The organism is Thermaerobacter nagasakiensis (assembly GCF_055396825.1).
This window is the reverse complement of sequence record NZ_AP043740.1, coordinates 758,624-781,711: the sequence shown is the minus strand read 5'-3', so window position 1 is coordinate 781,711 and position 23,088 is coordinate 758,624. Positions and strand designations below refer to the sequence as shown.

At 71.1% G+C, this 23,088-nt stretch carries 16 protein-coding genes; 6 read left to right on the top strand and 10 right to left on the bottom strand.

Annotated features, from left to right (window positions below; genetic code table 11):
- The first annotated feature begins 17 nt into the window (after window positions 1-17).
- On the top strand, window positions 18-1,985 hold the full coding sequence (locus ACZ5T9_RS03430; RefSeq protein WP_464833858.1) for a heavy metal translocating P-type ATPase: 1,968 nt from the start codon (window positions 18-20) through the stop codon (window positions 1,983-1,985).
- 342 nt (window positions 1,986-2,327) lie between these two features.
- On the opposite strand, the gene ACZ5T9_RS03425 is transcribed toward ACZ5T9_RS03430, so the two are convergent.
- The 5 genes from ACZ5T9_RS03425 to ACZ5T9_RS03405 all read right to left on the bottom strand — a co-directional run bounded on the left by ACZ5T9_RS03425 (window position 2,328) and on the right by ACZ5T9_RS03405 (window position 7,636).
- Window positions 2,328-3,095, bottom strand: coding sequence for an ABC transporter permease (locus ACZ5T9_RS03425; protein WP_464833857.1), 768 nt, complete (start codon window positions 3,093-3,095; stop codon window positions 2,328-2,330).
- A 133-nt stretch (window positions 3,096-3,228) separates the two neighbouring features.
- Window positions 3,229-4,275, bottom strand: a complete 1,047-nt coding sequence (locus ACZ5T9_RS03420; protein WP_464833856.1) for an ABC transporter ATP-binding protein — start codon at window positions 4,273-4,275, stop codon at window positions 3,229-3,231.
- Window positions 4,272-4,997, bottom strand: coding sequence for a DUF420 domain-containing protein (locus ACZ5T9_RS03415; protein WP_464833854.1), 726 nt, complete (start codon window positions 4,995-4,997; stop codon window positions 4,272-4,274). Before ACZ5T9_RS03415 ends, ACZ5T9_RS03420 begins: the two co-directional genes overlap by 4 nt.
- Window positions 4,998-5,221: 224 nt before the next feature.
- Window positions 5,222-6,481: a LytR/AlgR family response regulator transcription factor gene (locus tag ACZ5T9_RS03410; protein WP_464833853.1), complete on the bottom strand. Its 1,260-nt coding sequence runs from the start codon at window positions 6,479-6,481 to the stop codon at window positions 5,222-5,224.
- A 15-nt stretch (window positions 6,482-6,496) separates the two neighbouring features.
- Complete coding sequence (locus ACZ5T9_RS03405; protein ID WP_464833852.1) at window positions 6,497-7,636, bottom strand: histidine kinase; 1,140 nt, start codon at window positions 7,634-7,636, stop codon at window positions 6,497-6,499.
- 185 nt (window positions 7,637-7,821) lie between these two features.
- On the opposite strand from ACZ5T9_RS03405, the gene ilvE reads away from it, so the two are divergent.
- The gene (ilvE, locus tag ACZ5T9_RS03400; RefSeq protein ID WP_006902989.1) at window positions 7,822-8,724 is read left to right on the top strand and encodes a branched-chain-amino-acid transaminase; all 903 of its coding nucleotides are present in this window, start codon (window positions 7,822-7,824) and stop codon (window positions 8,722-8,724) included.
- 135 nt (window positions 8,725-8,859) lie between these two features.
- On the opposite strand, the gene ACZ5T9_RS03395 is transcribed toward ilvE, so the two are convergent.
- The 3 genes from ACZ5T9_RS03395 to ACZ5T9_RS03385 form a co-directional block, all read right to left on the bottom strand.
- Window positions 8,860-10,263 (bottom strand): magnesium transporter CorA family protein, encoded by a 1,404-nt coding sequence (locus tag ACZ5T9_RS03395; RefSeq protein WP_464833851.1) that lies wholly within the window; start codon window positions 10,261-10,263, stop codon window positions 8,860-8,862.
- 268 nt (window positions 10,264-10,531) lie between these two features.
- A complete protein-coding gene (locus tag ACZ5T9_RS03390; RefSeq protein ID WP_464833849.1) occupies window positions 10,532-10,843 on the bottom strand; it encodes an EthD family reductase in 312 nt (103 codons plus the stop codon).
- A 129-nt stretch (window positions 10,844-10,972) separates the two neighbouring features.
- Entirely contained in the window at window positions 10,973-11,578 is a 606-nt protein-coding gene (locus tag ACZ5T9_RS03385) for a DUF5946 family protein (RefSeq protein ID WP_464833847.1), read from the bottom strand.
- 240 nt (window positions 11,579-11,818) lie between these two features.
- On the opposite strand from ACZ5T9_RS03385, the gene ACZ5T9_RS03380 reads away from it, so the two are divergent.
- The 4 genes from ACZ5T9_RS03380 to ACZ5T9_RS03365 all read left to right on the top strand — a co-directional run bounded on the left by ACZ5T9_RS03380 (window position 11,819) and on the right by ACZ5T9_RS03365 (window position 19,496).
- Window positions 11,819-14,692: a hypothetical protein gene (locus ACZ5T9_RS03380; RefSeq protein ID WP_464833846.1), complete on the top strand. Its 2,874-nt coding sequence runs from the start codon at window positions 11,819-11,821 to the stop codon at window positions 14,690-14,692.
- A gap of 42 nt (window positions 14,693-14,734) precedes the next feature.
- Complete coding sequence (gene bshB1 / locus ACZ5T9_RS03375) at window positions 14,735-15,676, top strand: bacillithiol biosynthesis deacetylase BshB1 (protein ID WP_464833844.1); 942 nt, start codon at window positions 14,735-14,737, stop codon at window positions 15,674-15,676.
- A 780-nt stretch (window positions 15,677-16,456) separates the two neighbouring features.
- Window positions 16,457-17,713 carry a Na+/H+ antiporter NhaA gene (nhaA, locus tag ACZ5T9_RS03370; RefSeq protein WP_464833843.1) on the top strand — a complete coding sequence of 419 codons (1,257 nt, stop codon included), beginning with the start codon at window positions 16,457-16,459 and terminating at the stop codon, window positions 17,711-17,713.
- 304 nt (window positions 17,714-18,017) lie between these two features.
- Entirely contained in the window at window positions 18,018-19,496 is a 1,479-nt protein-coding gene (locus ACZ5T9_RS03365) for a potassium/proton antiporter (protein WP_464834385.1), read from the top strand.
- A gap of 54 nt (window positions 19,497-19,550) precedes the next feature.
- Here ACZ5T9_RS03365 and ppdK read toward each other — a convergent pair whose 3' ends face one another.
- Entirely contained in the window at window positions 19,551-22,262 is a 2,712-nt protein-coding gene (ppdK, locus tag ACZ5T9_RS03360) for a pyruvate, phosphate dikinase (protein WP_464833842.1), read from the bottom strand.
- On the bottom strand, window positions 22,243-23,073 hold the full coding sequence (locus ACZ5T9_RS03355; RefSeq protein WP_464833841.1) for a pyruvate, water dikinase regulatory protein: 831 nt from the start codon (window positions 23,071-23,073) through the stop codon (window positions 22,243-22,245). The genes ppdK and ACZ5T9_RS03355 overlap by 20 nt, the downstream gene beginning before the upstream one ends.
- Window positions 23,074-23,088: the final 15 nt, after the last annotated feature.

Below are 23,088 nucleotides of genomic sequence, written 5' to 3'. Positions count from 1 at the left end.
GCGAAGGAGGAATTGTCATGGACGAAAAGAGCCTTACCACGCGCGCCGTCGCCGAAGAGGCGGAACGCCATTCCTCGAGCCGAGAAGATGAGGACGCTGAAGAGGAAGAAGGCTTCGAAGGTCCCTGGTACCGCTTCCCCCCCATCCGTAATGCTGGCCTCGGAGGCATCGTGTTGGGCTTGGGCTGGTTAGCCGGGAAGCTAGGCCTTGGCCCCGCGGTCCAGATCCCCTTGTACGTCGTTGCCATTGCCCTCGGGGGCTACTTCTGGGTACGCGAGGGTTGGGAAGAGTTCATTGAAGAGCGGGAAGTAGGCATCGAAGCTCTCATGGCCTTCGCCACGTTGGGAGCCGTCCTTCTCGGCCAGTGGTTTGAGGCCACCTTCCTTGTCTTTCTCTACGGGCTGGCAGAAGGCCTGGAGGAGTACACCTTCGCTCGCACCCGCTCCGCCATCAAGGCGTTGCTCGATTTGGCCCCCAAGGAGGCGCGGCTCCTCGAGAACGGCCGGGAGCGCATGGTGCCGGCGAGCTCCCTGAAACCGGGCGATCGGTTCCTCGTGCGGCCGGGCGAATCCATCGCCACCGACGCCATCATTCGTGAAGGGCGGTCGAGCATTAACGAAGCTGCGGTCACAGGCGAGTCGGTGCCTGTGGCAAAGGGCCCAGGCGACCGGGTCTTTGCCGGCACAGTGAACGGTGAGGGCGCCCTTGTTCTGGAGGCCACGGCTACTTTCGAGGACAATACCCTGTCCAAGATCATCCGCCTGGTCGAACAGGCTCAATCAGAAAAAGGGCGGGCTCAGCGCTTCATCGAGCGGTTTGGTAGGCGTTACAGCCCTGTTGTCCTGCTTGCAGCCGTGGCCTTGGTCGTGCTCCCGCCCCTGATCGGTCTCGACTGGTCGACCTGGGCCACCCGCGCTGTGGTCCTCCTGGTAGCAGCGGCACCTTGCGCCCTTGTCATGTCGACGCCCGTGGCCATGGCTTCCGCCATCGGTACAGCCGGCAAGAACGGCGTGCTCATCAAGGGGGGCATCCATCTTGAGAACCTCGGCATGGTCCGCGCAGTGGCCCTCGACAAGACCGGAACGCTGACGCGCGGAGAGCCCGTGGTGACTACCATTGTCGCAGCGCCCGGATGGACGGAGCGGGAAGTGCTGGCGCGAGCGGCCGCGATTGAGCGTTTCTCCGAGCACCCCCTGGCCCGAGCCGTCATGGCCAAGGCCCAGAATGAAGGGATCGAGGTACCCGAGGCCGGGGACTTTCAGGCTCTACCCGGAGCCGGGGCCAGGGCGGTGGTCGGCGAGGTGAGCCTCTATGTTGGGAGCCCCGCTCTCTTTCAACAGCTGGGAGCCCGGGTCCCCGCGGAGCTGTCGGACAAGATCGACGAGCTGCGGGACAGCGGGCATACGGTCGTCTTCGTGGGCACCGATGAGGAAGTGAAGGGGCTGCTGGCCATCCGCGATGAGATCCGGCCCGAGGCAAAAGACGCTCTACAGGCATTGCGCGAAGCGGGTATCGAGCACTTCATCATGCTAACCGGCGACAATCAGCGGACGGCGAACGCCATCGCCCGGGAACTTGGCATCGACGATGTCCGGGCGGAACTGAAGCCGGAGGACAAGGCCAGGATCGTGCGGGCGCTGGCTGAAGAGTATGGCGGTGTGATCATGGTCGGCGACGGCATTAACGACGCGCCGGCCCTTGCCGCTGCCACGGTCGGGATGGCCATGGGCACCGCGGGAACCGACGCCGCTATTGAGGCGGCTGACGTCGCCCTGATGGCCGACGATCTGAGAAAAGTGGCTTACGCTGTTCGCCTGGGGCGCCGGGCCCGCGCCATCAGCCGCCAAAACATCATCTTCTCGCTAGCCGTTCTGGCGATCTTGATCCCGGGCGCGCTGACAGGCTGGGTTGGCGTCTCGCTGGCCGTTGCCGCTCACGAGGTGAGTGAGCTGCTGGCCGTCGCCAACGGCCTTCGTGCCCGTTAGAGGCATCGATGAAGGGGCAGGACCCGGCCGGAGTGCCGGGCCCTGCCCCGCCTTTCCGCGTCAGGCCACCTCGTAACCGGCTTCCTCGACGGCCTCTTTTGTCTCAAACCCGAGTAGGGTGCCTGGAATGACCCGGTTGGTTTTGGAGGTTGCCAAAGAGGAACGTTATCTCTTCTTGAGGAAGGTGAATTCGTCCTACTCCGCGACAACTCGTCCAATCGCCCACGGGGACCAAAAAGCAAACCATGTCCAAGGTTGACCACGGCGCAGCACCAGGCGCCACACCCAAAATCACCGGCATAACACCAAGCCGCCCTGCTCTACTTACGCCAGATTACGCTATTACGCTAGGCCGCGCCGTAACACCCGCGCCGCAACGGCCAGTGCCACCGCATCGAAGGCCAGGAGGATTCCCACCATAGAGAAAACCAGCTGCGTATCCCAGCCGTTGAGGACCAGCGCGCGGGTGGCCTCGATGGCGTAGGTCATGGGATTGGACCGGGCCAGGACCTGCATCCATCCCGGCATGAGGTCGAGGGGGGCCAGAGCGGTACTCAAAAAGAGCAGGGGCAGGCTCAGGAACGCCGTGATGGTAAAGAACTCGGGATGCCGGCGAACGGCGAAGGCGAGGGCAATCGACAAGGTGGCGACCCCCGCCCCATAAAGGGCACCGATGCCAAGGGCCGCCACGATCCCGCCCAGGCCGGTGGCAAATCGAACCCCTAGCCCGTAGGCTGTCAGGATGATAAGCAAGTTCTGTACGGCGGTCACCGCCATGATGTAGACGAACCGGCCGGTGACGATGGACAGCCGCTGGATGGGCGCGGCCAGAAGGCGCTGCAGAAACCCGGTCTCCCGGTCGAAAAGGAGCTCAACCCCACCGTTTATGGCCCCGTTGAACACCGTCATCACCATGGCCCCGGCGCTCATGAAGGCCAGGTAGTTGTGCCCCGGCACATCGCCCGCCGCCATGCGGGCCAGCAGGTGACCGAAAAGCAACAGCCAGAGCACCGGCTGGCTCAACGTCGACAACCACGTCAAGGGCTCCCGGCGCAAGCGGAACCACCACCGCTGGAGCATCACACGGTTTTCCAGCCAGAATTCGCCCATCCTCCGCCCCCTCCAGCAGCGCTCGCCGTACCGTCCCGCTTGGATTGGATCCGACCTTCGGCAGCTTAGACCCAGCTTCCGCGAGTTCCGACCTAGTCCCCGCCAGCTCACACCCAGCCCTTGCCAGGGTAACCTAGCCTGCCGTCTCCCCATCCCGCAAGGCTCGCCCGGTCAAGTAGAGGAACACGTCGTCCAGGGTGGCCGGCCGAGCCGCCACCCCCTCAAGAGCGATCCCCGCCGCCCGGCAGGTGGCCAGGACCGGTTCCAGGGCGGCAAGGGAATCCCGCACCCGCAATCCGATGCGAACGGCAAGCCCGGAGCTGGAACCGGGCCAGTCCACCTCCACCTCCATGACCGGTTCCAGGACCTCGAGCTGCCGGGCCAGCTGCCGCACCTGTTCGGCCGGTTGGCCTGCCGCCACCCGCAACTCCAGATACTCGCTGCCATAGCGGGCCTTGAGCCGCGCCGGGGCATCCAGGGCAAGGCACCGGCCCCCGTCGATGATGGCCACCCGGTCACAGAGCCAGTCTGCTTCCTCCAGGTAGTGGGTGGTGAGCAGAATGGTGGTTCCCCGGTCCCGGAACGTGCGGATGTACTGCCACAGCCGCCGCCGGGTCTGGATGTCGAGGCCCAGGGTGGGTTCGTCCAGAACCAGCACGGCAGGCCGGTGTACCAGCCCCATGGCCAGGTCGAGCCGCTTCCGCATCCCGCCGGAGTAGTCTCGGACGACCCGGTCCGCGGCGTCGGACAGGTCGACCAGCTGCAAGAGCTCCTCCGCCCGCCGGGCTGCATCGGCAGGGGGAAGATGGTACATGCCGGCCACCAGCAGCAAGTTCTCCCGGCCGGTCAACAGGGGATCCACGGCCGTTTCCTGAGGAACCCACCCGACATAGCGCCTGGCCCGCGCGGGTTGCTCCGCCACGTCGATCCCGAGAATCCGGACCCGGCCGCTGGATGGTTTGAGCAATGAAAGCAGCACCTTGATGGTGGTCGTCTTGCCGGCTCCGTTGGGGCCCAGCAGGCCGAAGATCTCCCCTTGCTCGACACGGAAGCTGACGTCGCGGACGGCTTCAATGGCGCCGAAACGCCGGGACAGGTGCTCCACCTCGATCGCCGGTACCCGCGTTGGACCCGGACCGCCACCCGCCGCCGCCAAGGTCCGCCCCGCCGCCCCTGTCACGCCCAGGTCACCATCCGTACAAGAGCGGCCAGAGTCGGACCCATCCCTGCAAGGACCTGGGTCAGGAAAAGCCCAGGGTCCGTCCAGATCCCTCCGGCCCCTGCGAAGGGGCCCCAGGTGGTGCCGATGGCGGCCACAGCCTCCGACAGTCCCTGCGCCCCCATCTCCATGGCCATGGCCTGGACCCCATATCCGGGCCGGCCGAATCCGTAGAGCAAAAGGAACGTCAACGGCCCCGTGACCGACGTGAAGAACCAGATGGGATAGGCCCAGCGGGCCACCCGGCGGTGGCGGTCGTAGCGGCCGCGCAGACCCAGGACCAGCGTCACCAGCACCAGGGGGGCCGTCACGCTGGCCGCCAGGCTGTGGGCGCCCAGGATCACCAGGTAGATCAGCCGAATGGCGGCCTGGCCTTCGAACGGCGTCGTCCCGTAGAGGACGCTCTTGGTCAGGTACAGGATGAGGAACACCGCCTGCAACCCGGCCGCCAGCAGCATGCCCCGGCGATGCCCCGCCACGTCACCCGCACGGATCCGCCGGTACGCCCGGGCGATCACCACGGCGCTGATGGCGTTGAGGGTGGCGTTGGTCGCGGCGATGACAAATACGGGGTCGATGGTGGCTCCCGCCTTCCCTGCATGGCTTTCTTGTGGCGTCGTGGTTCTGTCGAACTTTGTGGTGGTTCGTCCGAACTTTATGTGTGCCTGTCTAAACCTGTCCAACCTCTACTGGCTTCATCAGCGGCCTGTCCTGTCCCCATCATACCCATGACCGTTGCTTAAAACCTAGCCGGACCTAGCCGGCCGTCAGGGCCGCGAGATGCCGTCCGGGGTGGATTTCCTAGGGCCGCATCGGCCTATTCGTCCCAGCCCCTTCCCGCCCCGCACGGGACCCGTGCCCGTTCGCTTTCCGCAACGGCCGTCAACCGGCCTGCCCGGGCCCGCCGTCAACTGGCCTGCTCGGGCCAGAAGTGCCGCTTCAGCTCGGGCACGCGGCTGCGAGCCACCGGAATCGTCACCGGCTGGCCGGCGTGGACCACGGTCAGGTTGTAGGTCCCGTTGAAGAACGGGCTGATCTCCCGCACCTTGCGCAGGTTGACAATGTAGCCCCGGTGGCAGCGGAAGAACCGGTCCGGGGGGAGCAGGTCTTCCAGCTCCCGCAAGGTGTAACGGGTCGGGAGGCGGTGGGTCGCCGTGTACACGAAGACCTGGTCGTTCTCCGCCTCGGCATAGACCACTTCTTCCACGGGGATGGGCACCGCGGCCTCATCCCGGACCCCCATCACCCAGCGTGGCCGGGGCCGCCCACGGCCACCGCCTGTCGCGGCCGGCCCGCCCCCCGCTCCCTCCGCGGCGCCCGGTGCAGCCGCATGGTCGGCCGCCGCTGCCGCCCCTGGCCGCCCCGTCTGCGCCGGTACCCCACTTGGCGGCGGCGAACCCGCCTGCGCTCCGGCTCCTGCGGCCGTGGATCCCGCCACCGGCGTCGCCGGAGTTCTCGCCGGCCCTGCACCCCCCCGCAAGGCCAGGCGCTCCCGGACCCGGCTCAAGGCCTCCCGCAGCCGGTCGTCGCTGTAGGGCTTGAGGAGGTAGTCCAGGGCCCGGGCCTCGAAGGCCTTGACGGCGTACTCGTCGTAGGCCGTGGTGAAGATCACGTACGGAGCGCCGGGCTGCTGCTTGAGCCGCTCGGCCAGTTCCAGACCGGAAATTCCCGGCATGGCGATATCCAGGAAGACCACATCGTAGTCCAGGGCGCCGATCAGCCGCAGGGCTTCCCGGGCGGTGGCCGCCTCGCCGGTGATCTCGACCCCCGGTTCCCGGCTCAGCCGGTAGCGCAGCTCCGCCCGGGCGGGGTACTCGTCGTCGACGATCAGGGCGCGGATGGGACGGCCCCCCGGCGGCGGGCCGTCCAGATCCCACTCCCACTCGGGGTCGCCGTTCTGGTCGAACGCGGCCCCGCCGCGGCCCGGCCCGCCCTCGGGCGACGGACCCCGCCCGGCCCCGGTGGCGGGCAGCGGTCCTGCTGCTACGTCAGCACCCCGGTCTTCTTCTGGCCGCCCTTCCGGCTGCCGCTCGGATCGGGGCCGGCGCTCGTACCCCTGCGGCCGCTCAAGCTCATCAGGCCCTTCCCGTTCCGGCCGCTGCCGTCCCGCCCGTTCCTGTTCGTCCGGCCGTTCCAATTCTGGCTGTCGCTCGGCAGGCACCATCATGGCGCCGGTTCCTCCTTATCGCGCCGGTTCCTCCCTGGCCGGCTGTACGGCCAGGCGCCGCAAGGGGACCACCAGGCGCACCAGGGTTCCCCGTCCCGGGCGGCTCCGCACCTTGAGCCCGTACGCCTCCCCGTACAAACCCACCAGCCGCTGGTTCACGTTGGAAAGGCCCAGCCCCATGCCCTTGCCGACCCCGGGCCGGAAGATCTCCTGGCGCAGTTCCGGCGGGATGCCGACCCCTGAATCGGCCACCACCACGTGCAAGTGGCCGCCGCGCACCCGGGCCGCCACCGTCAGGCGCCCGCCGCCTTCCCGGGGTGCCAGCCCGTGGACCACCGCGTTCTCCACCAGGGGCTGGATGGTCAGCACCGGCACCAGGCAACCGAAGGCCCGGGGGTCGATCCGCACGCGGAAGCGCAGGTTGTCGCCGAACCGCGCCTGCTCGATCTCCAGGTACATCTGCACGTACTCCATCTCGTCTTCCAGGCGGATGAACTCGTCCCGTACCGTCAGGGCCCGGCGGAGGAACACCGCCAGCTTCACCAGCAGGTCGCGGGCCCGGTCGGGGTCGGTGCGGCTGAACATCAGGACCGTGTTCAGGGTGTTGAACAGAAAGTGCGGGCGGATCTGGGCCTGCAGGGCCTCGAGCCGCGCCCGGGCTGCCAGTTCCCGCAGCCGCTCGGCCTCGGCCAGCTCCATCTGCAGGCTGAGCAGCTGGGCGATCCCCGCCCCCAGGCGGTGGACCATGCCGGGGATGTCGTTGCGGTGGGTGCGATACAGCTTCAGCGTCCCCACCACCTGGTCCCGGACCTTGAGGGGTGCGATGACCGCCGCCTGCAGGGGGCAGGGGCAACCGGCGATGGGACATTCGAAATCCGCCTTGGAGGCCACCAGCCGCAGCCGGCCCGTCGCCAGCACGTTGCGCGTGGCCCGGGTGAGGATGGGCTGGTGCCGCACCATGAAGGGGCAGCCCAGGCCGGCGTAGCCCAGGATGGTCTGCCGGTCCGTGATGGCCACGGCGTCAACCTCGGCGATGTCGCGGATGATCTCGCAGATCTTCTGGGCCGTTTCCTCGTTCAGCCCCTGCCGCACGTAGGGCAGGGTCTCCTCGCCGATGCGGAAGGTGTGGTCGAGGAAGGTCCATTCGGCCGTCACAGTGCATCCACCCCGCACCCGGTACCCCGTCGTGCGGCACCCGTACCGGCTGCACCCTGAAGACCCGTGCCTATGTGAAGTTCGTCACAAATCGGCCAGTTCTTTCTTGACCCCGTCACAGCCAGATGGTATTTTCGACGTTAACATATTCGAGGCGCCCGCGGTACGGAGGGGGTCCGAACGGTATGCTGGTATACGTGAACGGTCGCTTCGTCCCCAAGGAGGAGGCGACCGTGTCCGTTTTCGACCACGGCTTTCTCTACGGCGACGGGGTGTTCGAGGGCATCCGGGCATACAACGGCCGGGTCTTCAAACTGGACGAACACATCCAGCGGCTTTATGAATCGGCCCGGGCCATCCTGCTGGAGATCCCCATCCCTCCCGAGGAGATGGCCGCCGCCGTGGTGGAAACCTGCCGTCGCAACGATCTGGCGGAAGCCTACATCCGGGTGGTGGTCTCCCGGGGCCCGGGGGACCTGGGCATCGACCCGCGCAAGTGCCCCCGGGCCACGGTGGTCATCATCGCCGACCGGCTGGCCCTATACCCCGCCGAGCTTTACGAGCAGGGCATGCGGGTGATGACCGTCGCCACCCGCCGCACCTCGCCGGCCGCCCTGAACCCGCGGGTCAAGTCCCTCAACTACCTGAATAACATCCTGGCCCGGCTGGAGGCCAATCTGGCCGGTTTTGCGGAAGTCATCATGCTCAATGAGGAAGGGTACGTGGCCGAATGCACGGGCGACAACATCTTCATCGTCCGCCATGGGCGGCTCCTGACGCCGCCGCCCCACCTGGGCATCCTGCAGGGGATCACCCGGGACACGGTGATGGAGCTGGCCCGGCGGCGGGGCATCCCCGTGGAGGAGGCCGTCTTCACCCGGCACGACGTGTACGTGGCGGAGGAATGCTTCATCACCGGTACCGCCGCCGAGGTCTGCCCGGTGATCGAGGTCGACGGCCGCAGGCTGGGGGACGGCCGGCCGGGTCCCATCACCCGCCAGCTGATGGCCGATTTCCGCGAGTACGCCCGCAGCCACGGCACCCCCATCTGGGACGAACCGGCCGCCCAGGCGGCAGCCGGCGCCTGAGGAGGAACGTCCCGGAAGGCGGGAGGCAAGCCCGGCGCCCGCGGCCTGACCTGGGCCGCGGGCGCCCGCCTTTTGAGCCGCGCTCACCGCACCCGCGCTTCAGCCCCTGCCCCCGTCACCACTCGTCCCCTCCCGTCACCACTCGTACTCCCGCTTGAAGAACCACCACAGGCCCACGCCCAGCGCCAGCATGAAGGCCAGCAGGGCCGGATACGCCCAGGGCAGGTCCAGCTCGGGCATGTACTTGAAGTTCATGCCGTAGATGCCCGTGAGGAAGGTCAGGGGCAGGAAGATGGTCGAGAGCACCGTGAGCCTCAGGATGAGGCGGTTGGTGCGCTCGGCCGCCAGGGCGAGCCGCAGGTTCATCAGGGTGACGACCAGCTCCCGGGCGTTCTCGAGCCGGCCGCTCAGCCGCCCCGCGTGGTCCCGCAGGGCGCGCAGGTAGGGACGCAGCTGGCGGTCGCCCAGCCCCTCGCCCCGGCCTTCGTAGCCGTTGTAGCTGCTCTCCAGAAGCCGGTCGAGCACCTCGCTCAGGCTGTTCAGCCGCCGGTGCAGCTGGCCGGCCCGCCGGTGCAAGGTGCTGAGGAACGACACGCCGCCGGCATCCCGCCACCGCCCGGGGGCGGGGCGCCTGGATCCATTGACCGCCGCGGGCCGCGGTCCCCGCACCCGCCTCCAGCGGGGCTCGCCCGCCGGCGGCTGTCGGGTCCGGTCCGAGGCGGCACCCGCCGGGGCCTCGCCGGTTTGACCGGCGGCGGGGCTGGTTGGGGCCCTGCCGGTTCGGCCGCCGGCGGGATCCGCCGGGGCGGGTGCGGTTTCGCCGGATGCAGGGCCTGCCCGGCCCGGGGCACCTGCGCCCGGAACCGTGTTCCCGGTGCGGGCCGCGTCGCCCTGGCCGGCAGGCGCGCCCCCGGGGCCGGGTTCGTCCCTGAGGAAGTGGGCCTCCACCGGCTCCAGGCGGTCTTCCAGGCGCTGGACATGGTCGCCGTAGCTGTGCAGGACGTCTTCCAGCAAGAAGTAGAGGAGCCACGGCGCCGTACGGGGCACGGAGGGCGGGCCGGTGGCCAGCCGCTCCCGCAGCCGCTCCCACGGGTCGCCGCCCCCGTCGCAGACGGTGGTCACTTCGCCGGGGGCCAGGATGACCAGGCAGGGACGGCCGGCCGGCAGCAGGATCTGAAAGACCAGGGTCCCACCGGCGGCTTCGACCCCGTAGGGTGCCGTGCCCGACTCCAGCCGGCTCCAGAGGAAGGGAGCCAGGGCGCGGCGCCGGCGCAGCAGGTCCCAATCGGCCGGGGTGGGGTCCCGCACATCGAGCCAGACCACCACCCGGTGGCCGCCGGCACGGCCCGCAGTGCCACGTGTTGCAGGCTCGGCGCGGCCGTCACCTGGTGCCTCGACGCGAGCCGCTCCGCCCTCAGGGTCGCGGCCCGGGGCCCCGGAAGCTTCCGCGCCTCCCGGTCCCTGGCCTGGAGCCTGCCCGTCGCCAGGCACCCTGCCTTCCACCAGGCCCCGCTCCGACCACTCCCACGCCCGGATCAAGCCGCATGCCCACCTCCAGGCCGGTGCCCCTCCTTCTTGGCAGCGCCAGCTCTCCGGCACCGCTTTGCCTGCCCAGCCCTCGGCAGCGCCAGCCCTCCCGCACCGCCGTGCCAGCCCAGCCCTCGGCAGCGAGACCCGCCGGCCGCCGCCTGGCCGGACCAGCCCTGCCACCCGCCGAGCCCCGGCGCCGTGTCGGCACGCCCGCCCGGGTGGCCCACGCGGCCTGCAGACTCACCCCACCACATACCCGCCCCGCCGGCACACCCGTTTAGTCTTGCTGGATCACCTCGGCGATATGAAGGCTGACGATCTTCCCGGCAAAGCCCATGAGATCCTTGCCGGCCGCCCGCCCCTCGGCCGATTGCAGCGCCGCCTGCAGGCTGGCGCCGTCGTCGAAGTACATTTCGGCCATCAGGTAGTAGGGCGACGAGCCCCCCGGCGAGCCGGTCACCCGGGCGATCTCGACGCGGCGCAGGCCCGGCATACGCTGGGCCAGGGGCAGGTGCACCTCCCGGTAGTGCCGGTCGAAAGCCTCCGGGTCGTCGGGATGCTGATATAGGGCCACTAGCTTGACCACCATCCATCCCCCTCTCGCGGACTGGTGCGCCTTTCCGGAGGTTTCGGCGGGGCGGCAAGGGGTTCCTGGGCGCGGCGCCATGTGACCCGCATTGCGGGCGGTTACCATCGGCGGGTCATCCCCGCGGGGCCCTTAGAGGATCCATCGACGCCACCTGTCGCGGATACGCTGGTGCTCGTGCGCCCAGCCCTCCCAAGCGGTTTGCGCCCAGCGCTTGATCGCAAGGGTCCGGGCCTTGCCCGCCCCGGCCTGCAGCACATCCAGGACCGTCAGGGCCCATGGGCCGGGCCGGGGATCAAGTCGCGACCAAGCGATCCGCCGTCCGGCGCGCCTGGCCAGTTCCACGTGTGCCTTCTGCACCTGCCGTCCCGTGAACCCGCGTTCGACCGCCAGGTACAAGCCGGCAAGGGCAAACACGGCGGTGATCGGCTTGGTACGCTCCCCCACGTGTTGCGCAGCATAGGCATCCACGCAGTGCTGGTGCACGAAGGCCGGATCGGGGCGCCCCGGGTTTTCGGCGACCAAGCGATGGTAGAGCTCCAGGCATTCCCCGCTCGCATGGAAGGACCGGCCACCGGCAAGTGCCGATCCGCGACCTCGAGACCACATTCCGGGCATCGAGTCCAACTGCCCGTCGACATTGATCAGATGGCGGCGGCCACCCTGGTGGTGCTCCCGTCCCTCGTGCTGTCCCTGGTGCTCTTCTTCCTGTTGCAGCGGGAGTTCGCGGAGGGACATACCTTGAGTGGGATCAAGGTTAGTGGGACCAAGGGTGACTCCCGGGGTCAAGCGGGTGCGGACCGGAGGCACGCCACAGGGCCCCGGCCGGAGGATCCCCACCGGGTCCCGGCGGAGGATCCCCGCCGGCCCCCGGCGAAAGGCTGCCGGGCGGGTTCCGTCCCGCCATTGCGTCACTGAGCGCCAGGAGCCCCGTGGCCGCCGGGACATGACCGGGGCAGGGGCGGGGGAGGGCCGCCATTGCAAGGCACAGGACGACCACAGCCCGCAGGGCGATCGCGGCCGGGTACGGAGAAGCGGCCACGGGACGGTGCCAGCGAGCCGCTCTTGCCCGGCTCCCCCATCCTCACCGTGCCGGAAGAGCTGGCAGCGGTGGAGCCCGTGGCGGTGACGGGGAACTTCTGGGTGTCCCTGCCGGACCTCGACCCGGCCACCGCGGCGGCGCGGTCCGTGGGCGTGCTGAGCGGCGTCGCCCGGGCCCTGATCGAGTTCACCGGAGCCCCGGTGGGGCGGCAGCCCGGGCACGGGGACGGCCACGGCCCGGCGGAGGGTCCAGGGACCGGTGAGGCGCCCGGTCCCCTGCTCATGCCCGTGGTCGAGCAGGACGGCCGGCGCCTGTGGCCGCCGGCGCCGGAAGGCGGCCGGGCGGCCGCCGCCGGCCCAGGTACGACAGGCGCAGAAGCGTCTACCGCGGTGGGGGCCCGCCACGGCCCGGCGACGACCGCTTCGGGGGCGCCTGCGGCGGTGGGGGCCTGCGACCGCCCCGCCACCACCGCCGCAAGGGCGACCGCGGCGGGAGCCGGCGACGGCCCGGTCACGTCCGGCCCAAGGGTGTCTGCGGCCGCGGCGGCCGGCGACCGCCCTGCCGGTCGCCTTCCTGGTTCCGAAAGCCCCGAGACCATCGGGGGTGCCCCCCAGCAACTCCCGTCCCCGGCCAGCCCCGAGCTGCACTACCTGGAGGGCTGGGTGCCCCAGTGGCACATCAACCTCCCCGGCCTGCCGGACTGGCGCCTGGAGGTCACCTGGCTGGCCCCGGCCGGCCAGCGGGGCTTTGCCGTCGCCCTGCGCCTCTTCCCGGCGGCCGGTTCCGGCGAGCGGCCCCCGCTGCCCGCGGGGGTGCGCCTGGGGCTGCTGGTTCGTCCGGGGACCGTGTACCGCACGGTCTACCACCGGCGGCCCCTGGCCGGTGATGCCGGGCCCTTCCCCTACCGCTGGACCAGGGCTCTGGCCTGGGAGGCTCCCGGCACGGTGCCCGTTGCAGCCCTGGCCCTGCGCTCGGCCGCAGGCGATCCACCCGCGCGGGAGGCGGGCGGCGATGGCTGGGTGTTCTGGTCACCCCCCGGCGCCGAGGAGCTCATCGTGTACGGCGGGGTGGCGCCCGAAGCCGACGGCGCCGCCACCACGGCGGTGCACCTGGCCCGGGTGGGATGGCAGCGGCTGCTGGACGCCACCCTGCAGTGGCTGGCCGCCCGGGATCCCTTTCGGCCCCAGCGGGACAGGAACCGGCCGCAGGCGGCAGGCGAGCAGGACCCGGTCGAACCTCACGGGGACCGCCAGCGGGTGGCACCGGCGCCCGAACCCGCCCTGCCCCCCTGGCGCCGGGCCGCCTTGCGCCGGGCCGGCCTGGACCGGGCCGTCGCCCTGGGCCTGCTCAGCCCGCCGGAAGCCCGTGCTCTGGAAGACCGCCTCCGGCGCAACCTCTGGTTCAGCTTGTTCTACGCCCACGGCCGGACCCTGGACGGGGACGACTGGGTCCTGCTCACCTCGCGCAGCCCGCGCTACTACGTGAGCGGTGCCCACTGGACACGGGACAGCCTGCTCTGGGCCTTTCCCGCGCTGCTATCCACCGACCCGGACCTGGCCCGAGAGATCCTGGTGGCCGCCTTCGCCCGTTACACCCGCTACCCGGGGGAGCACAGCCAGTACCTGGACGGCACGGTCCTCTATCCGGGCTGGGAGCTGGACCAGGCTGCGGCCTGGCCCCTGACCCTGGCCCGGTACCTGGAGGCCACTGGCGACGCCTCCATCCTCGACGAACCGGCCGTCGCCGCCGGACTGGCCGCCGTCCTGGCCGCGGCCGAGGCCCGGCGGGATGAGGCCACGGGGCTCGTCGCCACCTTCCTGCTGCCGTCGGACGACCCGGCCCAGGCGCCCTTCGTGACCTACGACAACGCCCTCTACGCCCAGGCGCTGGAGGACCTGGCCCGGGCATCGGCCCGGACCCAGGCCCGCCGGGACCGGCCCGCCGCACCAGGCCATGGGGATGCCTCCGCGGTGGCCGTACTCCCGGTGGCCGTGGGGCCAGAGGTGCCCTGGCGCCCCACCCTCGCCGCCGGCAGCGCCGGTCGCGCCTCGGCGGCTGGCCACACCCCGGGCGCCGGTGCCGCCCCGAACATCGCGCCCGCCTCCACCGCCGGTGCTGCCTTCAGCGCCCTGGCATCCTCTCGGCCCGGAGTGGCCCCACCCGCCGGCACCGGACCCGCGGGCACCCGGACCACCCGCCATCCGGGCGGCAGCCCGGATCCCGCCTGGCTGGCCGGGCGGGCCGCGCAGACCCGCCGGGCCGTGCTGGCCCACTGCGTGGTGCCCGGGCCGTGGGGCCCCCAGCTTGCCTGGGCCGTGGCCGGGCCCGGCGGCGCGGGCGCCGTGCTGTACGACGAGCCGCCGGGCACGCTGGAGCTTCTGGGCCCCTACGGCTTCGCCCGCCGCCGGCCGGACGACCCGCTGGACGTGGCGGCGGTGCTCGCCAACACGGTGCGGTGGATCTACTCGGCGCACAATCCCTACGGGCCGCCGGCGGGACCCTTCGCCACCCCCACCTGCCCCCACGCCCGCCATCCCTGGCTGCTCAGCGTGGCCGCCGGCTTGCTGGCCGGGCGGCGGGAGTACCTGGGATGGCTGGCCCGGGCCCCCATGGACAGCGGCTTCGCCTGCGAGACCGTGGACGCGGCGACGGGGCAGGTCCGCACCGGCCCTGCCTTCGCCACCTGCGCCGGGTTCGTCACCTGGGCCGCGCTGGCCGCCCTGGAACGACTCGCCCTGGAAGAACCAGACGGCAGGAGTGCCCGGGAAGCACCCGGGATGGGCACCGGGTCAGGGGATTCCGCACATTAGACGCCGGAACGATTCCAGGCATCGGAACGGGAGGAGAGGGCTGTGGCAGATTTCGCGCCTGGACGAGGTGTCCACGGCACCCAAGACGCACAAGACGAACCGGCGGGTAGTGCAGCCGCGGAACCCGGATCCCAGGGAACTGCCGGCACCGGGACTCCGGGAACGGGAGCGGCACCGGCCGGCCCGACTGGCCCCCAGGCCAACCCCCATGCCGAACCCCGGGCCGAGCCGGAGGTCAAGGCCCAGGTTGCGGCGCCGGCCCCGGCCGCCGAGCCTGAGCCCGTTGACGTGCTGGTCATCGGCGCCCACCCGGACGACGCCGAGATCGGCATGGGCGGCACCCTGGTCAAGCTGCACCGGCTCGGCTACCGCATCGGCCTGATCGACCTGACCCGGGGGGAGCTGGGCAGCAAGGGCACCCCGGAACGGCGGGCCCAGGAGGCGGCGGCCGCCGCCCGGGTGTACGGCGCCCGTTTCCGCCTCAATCTCCACCTGGGCGACAACCGGGTGGAAGACTCCCCCGCCCTGGGCCGCAAGCTGGCCGCCCTGATCCGCCGCTGCCGGCCGCGGCTGGTCTTCACCCACCATGGCGACGACCGCCACCCCGACCACCGGGGGGCGTGGGCCCTGGTGCGGCGGGCCGTGTTCCAGGCGGCCCTGCGCAACCTGGATCTGGGCGAGCCGTACCACCTGGTGGACGCCCTGCTCTTCTTCCCCGTCAACGAGTGGGTCGAACCCAGCTTCGTCGTCGATATCACGGACACCTTCGAGGGGAAGCTGCAGGCCATGCGGACCTTCGCCAGCCAGTTCGTCGAGCCCACGGCCCCCATCGACCACAAGTACTTCGGGGTCGAGGACTACCTCGAGGCGGCCACCGTCCGTGCCCGGCACTACGGCCTGCGCATCGGCGTGCGTTACGGCGAGGCGTTCCTGGCCGACGCGGTGCCGGTCGCCGATCCCGTGGCGGCCTTCCGGCGGGGCTGAGAACCCGGCTGCCCGGGTCCCGGCTGTCCGGGTCCCGGGCGGCCGCCCGGTCCCGGGCCGGTCCCCGCCGCGCCGCGGGCTGCCGGGGCGGGGGGCCGTGCCGTGGCCCGCGAACCCGGGGAGGCTCCGGGCGTCTCCACCCCGGGCGAAGAACCTTGACCGCTGCCCGGCGCCGCAGCCGGCCGGGCTGCCGCCATGGCCCGGAGGAGGCGCCGCTCCGCTTCCTGCAGCCGCCTCACCATGGCGATGGGGGGCACCCCTTCTTCCCGGGCCAGTTCGGCAATGGATCGGGGCGTCCCCCCGTCCAGGCCCCACCGCCGCGCCAGGATCCTGGCGTCGGCGGGCGGAACCAGCTCCAGGCCCCGCCGCACCCAATCCGCACCTGCAATCTGGGCAAGACTGCCGAGATGGACGAACACGGTGCCTCCCTCCCCAACCCATACATGCTGCGGCGGGCTGGGGGGTGATGGGCGGCCGTCCCTTCGCGCCGCCCCCGGCCCTGGAGCTGCCCGGCAGTGCTTCCGCAGAGCGCGAGCGAGATTGACGGTGATATCGTGTGATGAAGCGTTATTGGCGGGGACTTTTGCGCTTCGCCACCGTCCACATGGCCAGGCTGGCCACAACGGTGTCTTTCCGGTATCTTATGGTGTGGTTCCCCACGGCGCTTCCATGCCCCAGGCTGGTCCCCGGCGAGAGGGCCTGGCTCGCGCGTCTCTCGTGACGTCCTTTCTCCGGTCCATGACGAAGCGGTGGGAGCGAATCGTCAGGAGGTGGTAGCCGGTGACGGGAGGCAAGGGCCGCGTCCGGCCGGTGCCAGGCGCATGGCAGGAGTTTCTGGCCAGCGAGGCGGGGGCCGGGATCCTCCTCATCGCCTGTGCCGTCATCGCCATGATCTGGGCCAACTCGCCGGCATATGAAGCCTATCGGGCCCTGAAGGAACTCCCGGTGGCGCTGCGGCTCGGGTCTATGGAGCTGGACATGACCCTGGCCGAGTGGGTGAAGCACGGGCTGATGTCGATCTTCTTCCTCGCGGTCGGTCTCGAGATCAAGCGGGAACTGCTGGCCGGAGAGCTGGCCGATCCGCGCCGGGCCGCCCTGGCCGTCATCGCGGCAGTGGGCGGGATGGTGGTTCCGGCGGCGATCTACAGCGTGGTGAATGCCGGCGGGCCCGGCGCACCGGGGTGGGGTATCCCGATGGCCACCGACATCGCCTTCGCCCTCGGGGTCCTCAGCCTGCTCGGCCCGCGGGTGCCCGTTGGGCTCAAGGTCTTCCTCACCGCGGTGGCCATCGTCGACGACCTGGGGGCCGTACTGGTCATTGCCTTGTTCTACAGCGGGGGTCTCCAGCCCGGTCCCCTGCTGCTCATGGCGGTGGCGCTGGCAGGGGCCCTCGCTTACGGCCGCCTGGCCCGCGGCCAGCACCTGGCGGTGTATCTGCTCTTCGGTCTCCTGGCATGGTACGGCTCGCTCCAGGGGGGGATCAGTCCCTCCGTCGCCGCCGTCCTCCTGGCCTTGACCGTCCCCATGGAAGCCACGGAGGGCAACGTGCCGGCCCGCGGCACCGGCGGCCCGGCCGGCAGTGGGACCACGCCGGCCCACGCGGCGGCCGGTCCCCTTCACCGCCTTGAACACATGCTGAGCCCCTGGGTGACCTATGCCATCCTGCCCTTGTTCGCGCTGTTGACGGCGGGAGTATCGCTGGAGGCCGCCTCCCCGAGCCGTGTCACCATGGGCGCGTTCCTTGGCCTGCTCCTGGGCAAGCCCGCCGGACTCCTGGGCGCCAGCTGGCTCGCTGTCCGCGCCGGCTGGGCCTCCCTGCCGGCCGGCACGGGCTGGAGCGCCATGGCCGGTGCCGGCCTGCTGGCAGGGATTGGCTTCACCATGTCCCTCTTCATAGCGGGCCTGGCGTTCGACGGCACCCCTTACCTCGATCAGGCGAAGATCGGCGTCCTGACCGCATCGGCGGTGGCCGGTATCGCCGGCCTGGCCGTGCTGAGCGCGGGCACGGCACGATCCGCGACGCGAGCCACAAGATAAGGGGACGGGCAGGCGGCAGCGGAACCGGGCATGGGGCCGGGGCCCTAGGACCGGGCGCGGAGCCCGTGCGAGGGACCCGGCCGCAGGGACGGGTCACGAGGCTCGAGCACGGAGCTCGGCCGCACAGACCGGCCGCGACACCCGAGCACGGAGCCCTGCCGCAGGGACCGGTCACAAGGCCCGGCCGCCAGGCCTATGCCTGTACCCGCCTGCGGGAAGGCAGGGGGAATTCTCGCCAGGGGGTGGAACCATCGACGTCCTGACCCTGCTGCTGCTGGGACTGGGCATTGCGCTGTTGCTGGGGGTGGCGCTGACCTGGCTGGCCGATCGGGTCGCCTTCCCCGCCCTGGTGCTGTTCCTCGGCCTGGGCATGCTGGCCGGCAGCGACGTCCTGGGCTGGGTCTACTTTGACAACGCCCGCCTTGCCCACCAGGTGGCCACCGTCGCCCTGGCGCTCATCCTGTTCGAAGGCGGGCTGGCCTCACGGTGGAGCGAGCTGCGCCCCGTCCTGGCTCCGGGGCTGGTCCTGGCCACGGCCGGCGTCGCCATCTCCGCCGCGCTGGTGGGAGCGGCGGCGGCCTGGCTGCCCGGTCTGGACTGGACCCATGGGCTGCTCATCGGCGCCATCGTCGGTTCCACCGACGCCGCCGCCGTCTTTGCCATCCTGCGCCGCACGCCGCTCCCCCGCAAGCTGGCCGCCACCCTTGAGCTGGAGTCAGGGACCAACGATCCGGTGGCCATCTTTCTCACCGACCTGTTCGTCCGCATCGCGATCGAACCGGTCACCCCCCTGGAAGGCCTGGCGCTGCTGGTCCGGCAGGTCGGGTTCGGCGCCGTGGCGGGATGGGCGGCCGGGCGGGCAGGAGCCGTCGCCATGAACCGCCTGGCCGCGGAATCCAGCTACCCGTACATGCTGTTGAGCACGGGCGTCGCCCTGACGGCCTACGGCGCGGCGGCGGTGGTGGGCGGCAGCGGCTTTTTGGCGGTCTATCTGGCCGGGCTCATGATGAGCCGCTACGCGCCGGTGTACCGGCTCACGGTGGTGCGGTTCCACGAGGGCCTGAGCTGGGTGGCCCAGGTGGGCATGTTCGTCCTCCTCGGGCTGCTGGTCTTTCCCAGCCAGTTGCCGGAGGTTGCCGGCGGGGCCCTGGTGATCACCGGCGCCCTCATGCTGGTCGCCCGGCCCCTGGCCACCTGGATCTGCACGCTGCCCTGGGACTTCGACTGGCGCGAGCGCCTGTTCCTCGGCTGGGCGGGCCTGCGGGGCGCGGTGCCCATCGTGCTGGCCACGGTCCCGCTGGCCGCCGGGCTGGAAGACAGCTGGTACCTGTTCCACGTGGTGTTCTTCGTCGTCCTGGCATCGGTGGCCGTCCAGGGCACCACGCTGGCTCCCCTGGCCCGCTGGCTGGGGCTGGCCGCGCCGGGGGCGGGACCTGCGGAGCCCCGGCTGGAGCTGGCGCCGGTGGGCCGGCCCGCCGTGGGCCTGATCCACGTGCAGGTCTCCGAACATGCCCCGGCGGCGGGGCGCAGCCTCTCCCAGGTCAACCTGCCCGGAGGGGCGACGGTCACCATGCTGGTGCGGGACGGCCGGGTGATCCCGCCCCGGGGCCGGACGGTGCTCCATCCCGGGGACCACCTGTACGTTCTCGTACAGGAGCGGGACGTGGAGCCGGTGATCGCTCTGCTGGCGGGCACCGAACCCGGCCCGAGGGGTGGAACGGGCCGGCCCCCAGCCGGAGACGGCGCACCCCCGCCGCCCGCACCGGCATCGGAGGTCACCTGATCCAACCGGACGGCCACCCGGGCTGCCTCGCCCTGGGTGACGATGGGGGCTGCCTCACCCTTCGCCCCCGCCGCCCTCGCTGCCGCCTTCCTCCACCGCCGCCCGGCCCGCCGCCAGCCGGGCGATGAGCACGCGGAAGGGCGAGCAGCTGACGTAGTCCAGCCCCGCCCGGTGGCAGAAGGCGATGGACGCCGGATCGCCGCCGTGCTCGCCGCAGATGCCCACCTTGAGGTCGGGCCGGACCCGGCGGCCGTCGGCCACGGCCAGCTGGATCAGCCGGCCCACCCCGGCGGCGTCCAGGGACACGAAGGGGTTCTCCGGCAGGATCTTCTCCGCCAGGTAGTGGTGGAGGAACTTGCCCTCGGCGTCGTCGCGGCTGAAGCCGAAGGTGGTCTGGGTCAGGTCGTTGGTCCCGAAGGAGAAGAACTCGGCCACCTGGGCGATCTCGCCCGCCGTCAGGGCCGCCCGCGGCACCTCGATCATGGTGCCGATCCGGACCTTCAGGTCCAGGCCCGTCTCCGCCTCCGCCTCCCGGCGCACCGCCTCGATGCGCTCCCGCAAGAAGGCCAGCTCCCGCACGTGGGCCACCAGCGGGATCATGATCTCCGGCCGGGCGTCCACGCCGCGGCGCCGCAGGTTGGCCGTGGCCCGGAAGATGGCCCGGGCTTGCATCTCGTACACCTCGGGGAAGGTGATGCCCAGGCGGCAGCCACGGTGGCCCAGCATGGGGTTGGCCTCGTTCAGGGCCCGCACCTTGCGCAGCAGCTCGCGGCGCTCCTCCAGCCGGGCCGGGTCGCCGCCCTCCAGCTCCAGCCGCGTCACCTCCACCAGCAGCTCCTCCAGGGAGGGCAGGAACTCGTGGAGCGGCGGGTCCAGCAGGCGGATGGTCACCGGCAGCCCGGCCATGGCCTCCAGGATCCCTTCGAAGTCGGATTGCTGCATCACCGCCAGCTCGGCCAGGGCCGCCTCCCGCTCCTCCCGGGTCTCGGCCAGGATCATGCGCTGGACGGCGGGCAGGCGTTCGGGTCCCATGAACATGTGCTCGGTGCGGCAGAGGCCGATGCCCTCGGCGCCGAACTCCCGGGCCCGGCGGGCGTCGTCCGGCGTGTCGGCGTTGGCCAGCACCCGGAGGCGCCGAGCCTGGTCCGCCCACTCCAGCAGCTGCCGGAACTCGGGCGACAGCTCCGGTTCCACCAGCGGCACCTGGCCGGCGAATACCCGGCCCGTGGCCCCGTCGATGGTGATCACGTCGCCCTTGCGGAAGACCCGGCCGGCGACCTGGAACTCCTCGCGCTCGAGGTCGATGCGCAGCGCCTCGCAGCCGCAGACGGCGGGCTTGCCCATGCCGCGGGCCACCACGGCGGCGTGGCTGGTCATGCCGCCGCGGCTGGTCAGGACACCCTGGGCCGCCACGATGCCGTGGATGTCATCGGGGGTGGTCTCGGGCCGGACCAGGATGATCGCCTGGCCGTCCCGGCCCAGCCGTTCCGCCTCATCGGCGTCAAAGACGATGGCCCCCACCGCCGCCCCCGGCGAGGCGGGCAGGCCCTGGGCCAGCGGCTCGACCGCCGCGTTGGGGTCCACGTGCTTGTGCAAGAGGCGGGCCACCTGGTCGGGGTCGACCCGCAACAGCGCCGTATCCCGGTCGATCAGGCCCTCCTGCACCATGTCGCAGGCGATGCGCACGGCGGCCGCCGCCGTCCGCTTGCCGCTGCGGGTCTGCAGCAGGAACAGGCGCCCACGGTCGACGGTGAACTCGATGTCCTGCATGTCCCGGTAGTGGCGCTCCAGGCGCTCCGCCACCTGCTCCAGCTGGCGGTAGAGCGCCGGCCGCTGCTCCTTCAGCCGGGCGATGGGCTCCGGCGTGCGGATGCCGGCCACCACGTCCTCCCCCTGGGCATTAGGAAGGTACTCGCCATACAGCTCGCGGGCACCCGTGGAGGGATTGCGGGTGAACATCACGCCGGTTCCCGAGTCGGGGCCCGTGTTGCCGAAGACCATGGCCTGCACGTTGACACCGGTGCCCAGGTCGTCGGGGATCTTGTGGATGCGGCGGTAGACCTTGGCCCGCTCGTTGTTCCACGAGTCGAACACGGCCCGGATGGCCAGCTCCAGCTGCGCCCGCGGGTCCTGGGGGAAGTCGCGACCGGCCTCCTGCCGGACGATCTCCTTGAAGGTCGCCACCAGCCGCTCCAGTTCCTCCGCCGGCAGTTCGTGGTCGAACCGGACGCCGCGCCGCTGCCGGGCGGCTTCCAGGGCGTACTCGAAGCGGGCGGCCGGTACCCGCAGCACCACGTCGCCGAACATCTGGATCAGCCGCCGGTAGCAGTCGAAGGCAAAGCGCGGGTCCCCCGTCTCCCGGGCCAGCCCCTGCACCGCCTGGTCGTTGAGCCCCAGGTTGAGGATGGTGTCCATCATCCCCGGCATGGAGACGGGCGCCCCGGAGCGGACCGACACCAGCAGGGGCCGCTCGGGATCGCCGAACCGGCGGCCGATCTCGCCCTCAAGCCGCGCCAGCTGCTGCTCCACCTGCTCCATGAGGCCGGGCGGGAACGCCCCACCGGCGGCCAGGTAGGCCTTGCAGGCCTCGGTGGTGATGGTGAAGCCCGGCGGGACGGGCAGGCCGATGCGGGTCATCTCCGCCAGGTTGGCGCCCTTGCCGCCCAGGAGGGCCCGGCCGGCCCCCGTTCCCTCGTCGAAGAAGTAGACCCACCGCCGCGGCGCCGCCTGGGGCTGGGCCGCGGGCTCAGCGGTCCCCGTGCTCATGGCGCTCCCCCTTCGCCAGGATCTGCAGCACCGTGTTGGCCGTCTCCTCCACGGCCTTGTTGGTGACGTCGATGACGGGGCAGCCCAGTTCCCGGAAGATGCGCTGGGCGTAGGCCAGTTCTTCCTGGATGCGCTGCATGCTGCCGTAGCTGGAGTCCTCACCGAGGCCGATGGCCTTGAGCCGCTCCCGCCGGATCCGCTGCAGGGCGTCGGGGCGGATGATCAGGCCCACCAGCCGGTTCCGCGGTACCTTATACAATTCGGGAGGCGGCTCCACCTCCGGGACCAGGGGCACGTTGGCCACCTTGTACATGCGGTGGGCCAGGTACATGCTGACCGGCGTCTTGGAGGTGCGGGAGACGCCCAGCAGCACGATGTCCGCCTGGAGCAGGCCGCGGGGATCCTTGCCGTCGTCGTACTTGACGGCGAACTCCACGGCTTCCACCCGCCGGAAGTACTCCTCGTCCAGGCGGTGGCGCAGGCCGGGCTGCAGCCGCGGCGGGCGCTCCGCCACCCGCATCCAGGCCGCCATCATCGGCCCCATGATGTCGACCACGGGGATGCCGGCCGCCTGGGCCTTCTCGTTCAGTGCCCGGCGCAAGTCCTCCAGGATCAGGGTGTGGACGATCAGGCTGCGCTGCTCGCGGCGGGCCCGCGCCACGATCTCGTCGACGGTCTCCATGCGATCGACGTAGGGGAAGCGGTAGAAGGTCGCACGATGACCGTTGAACTGGCTGGCGGCCGCCCGGGCCACCAGCTCGGCGGTCTCGCCCAGGGAATCGGAGACGATGAACACCACCGGTTCTGCCACCAGGTTCCCCCTCCC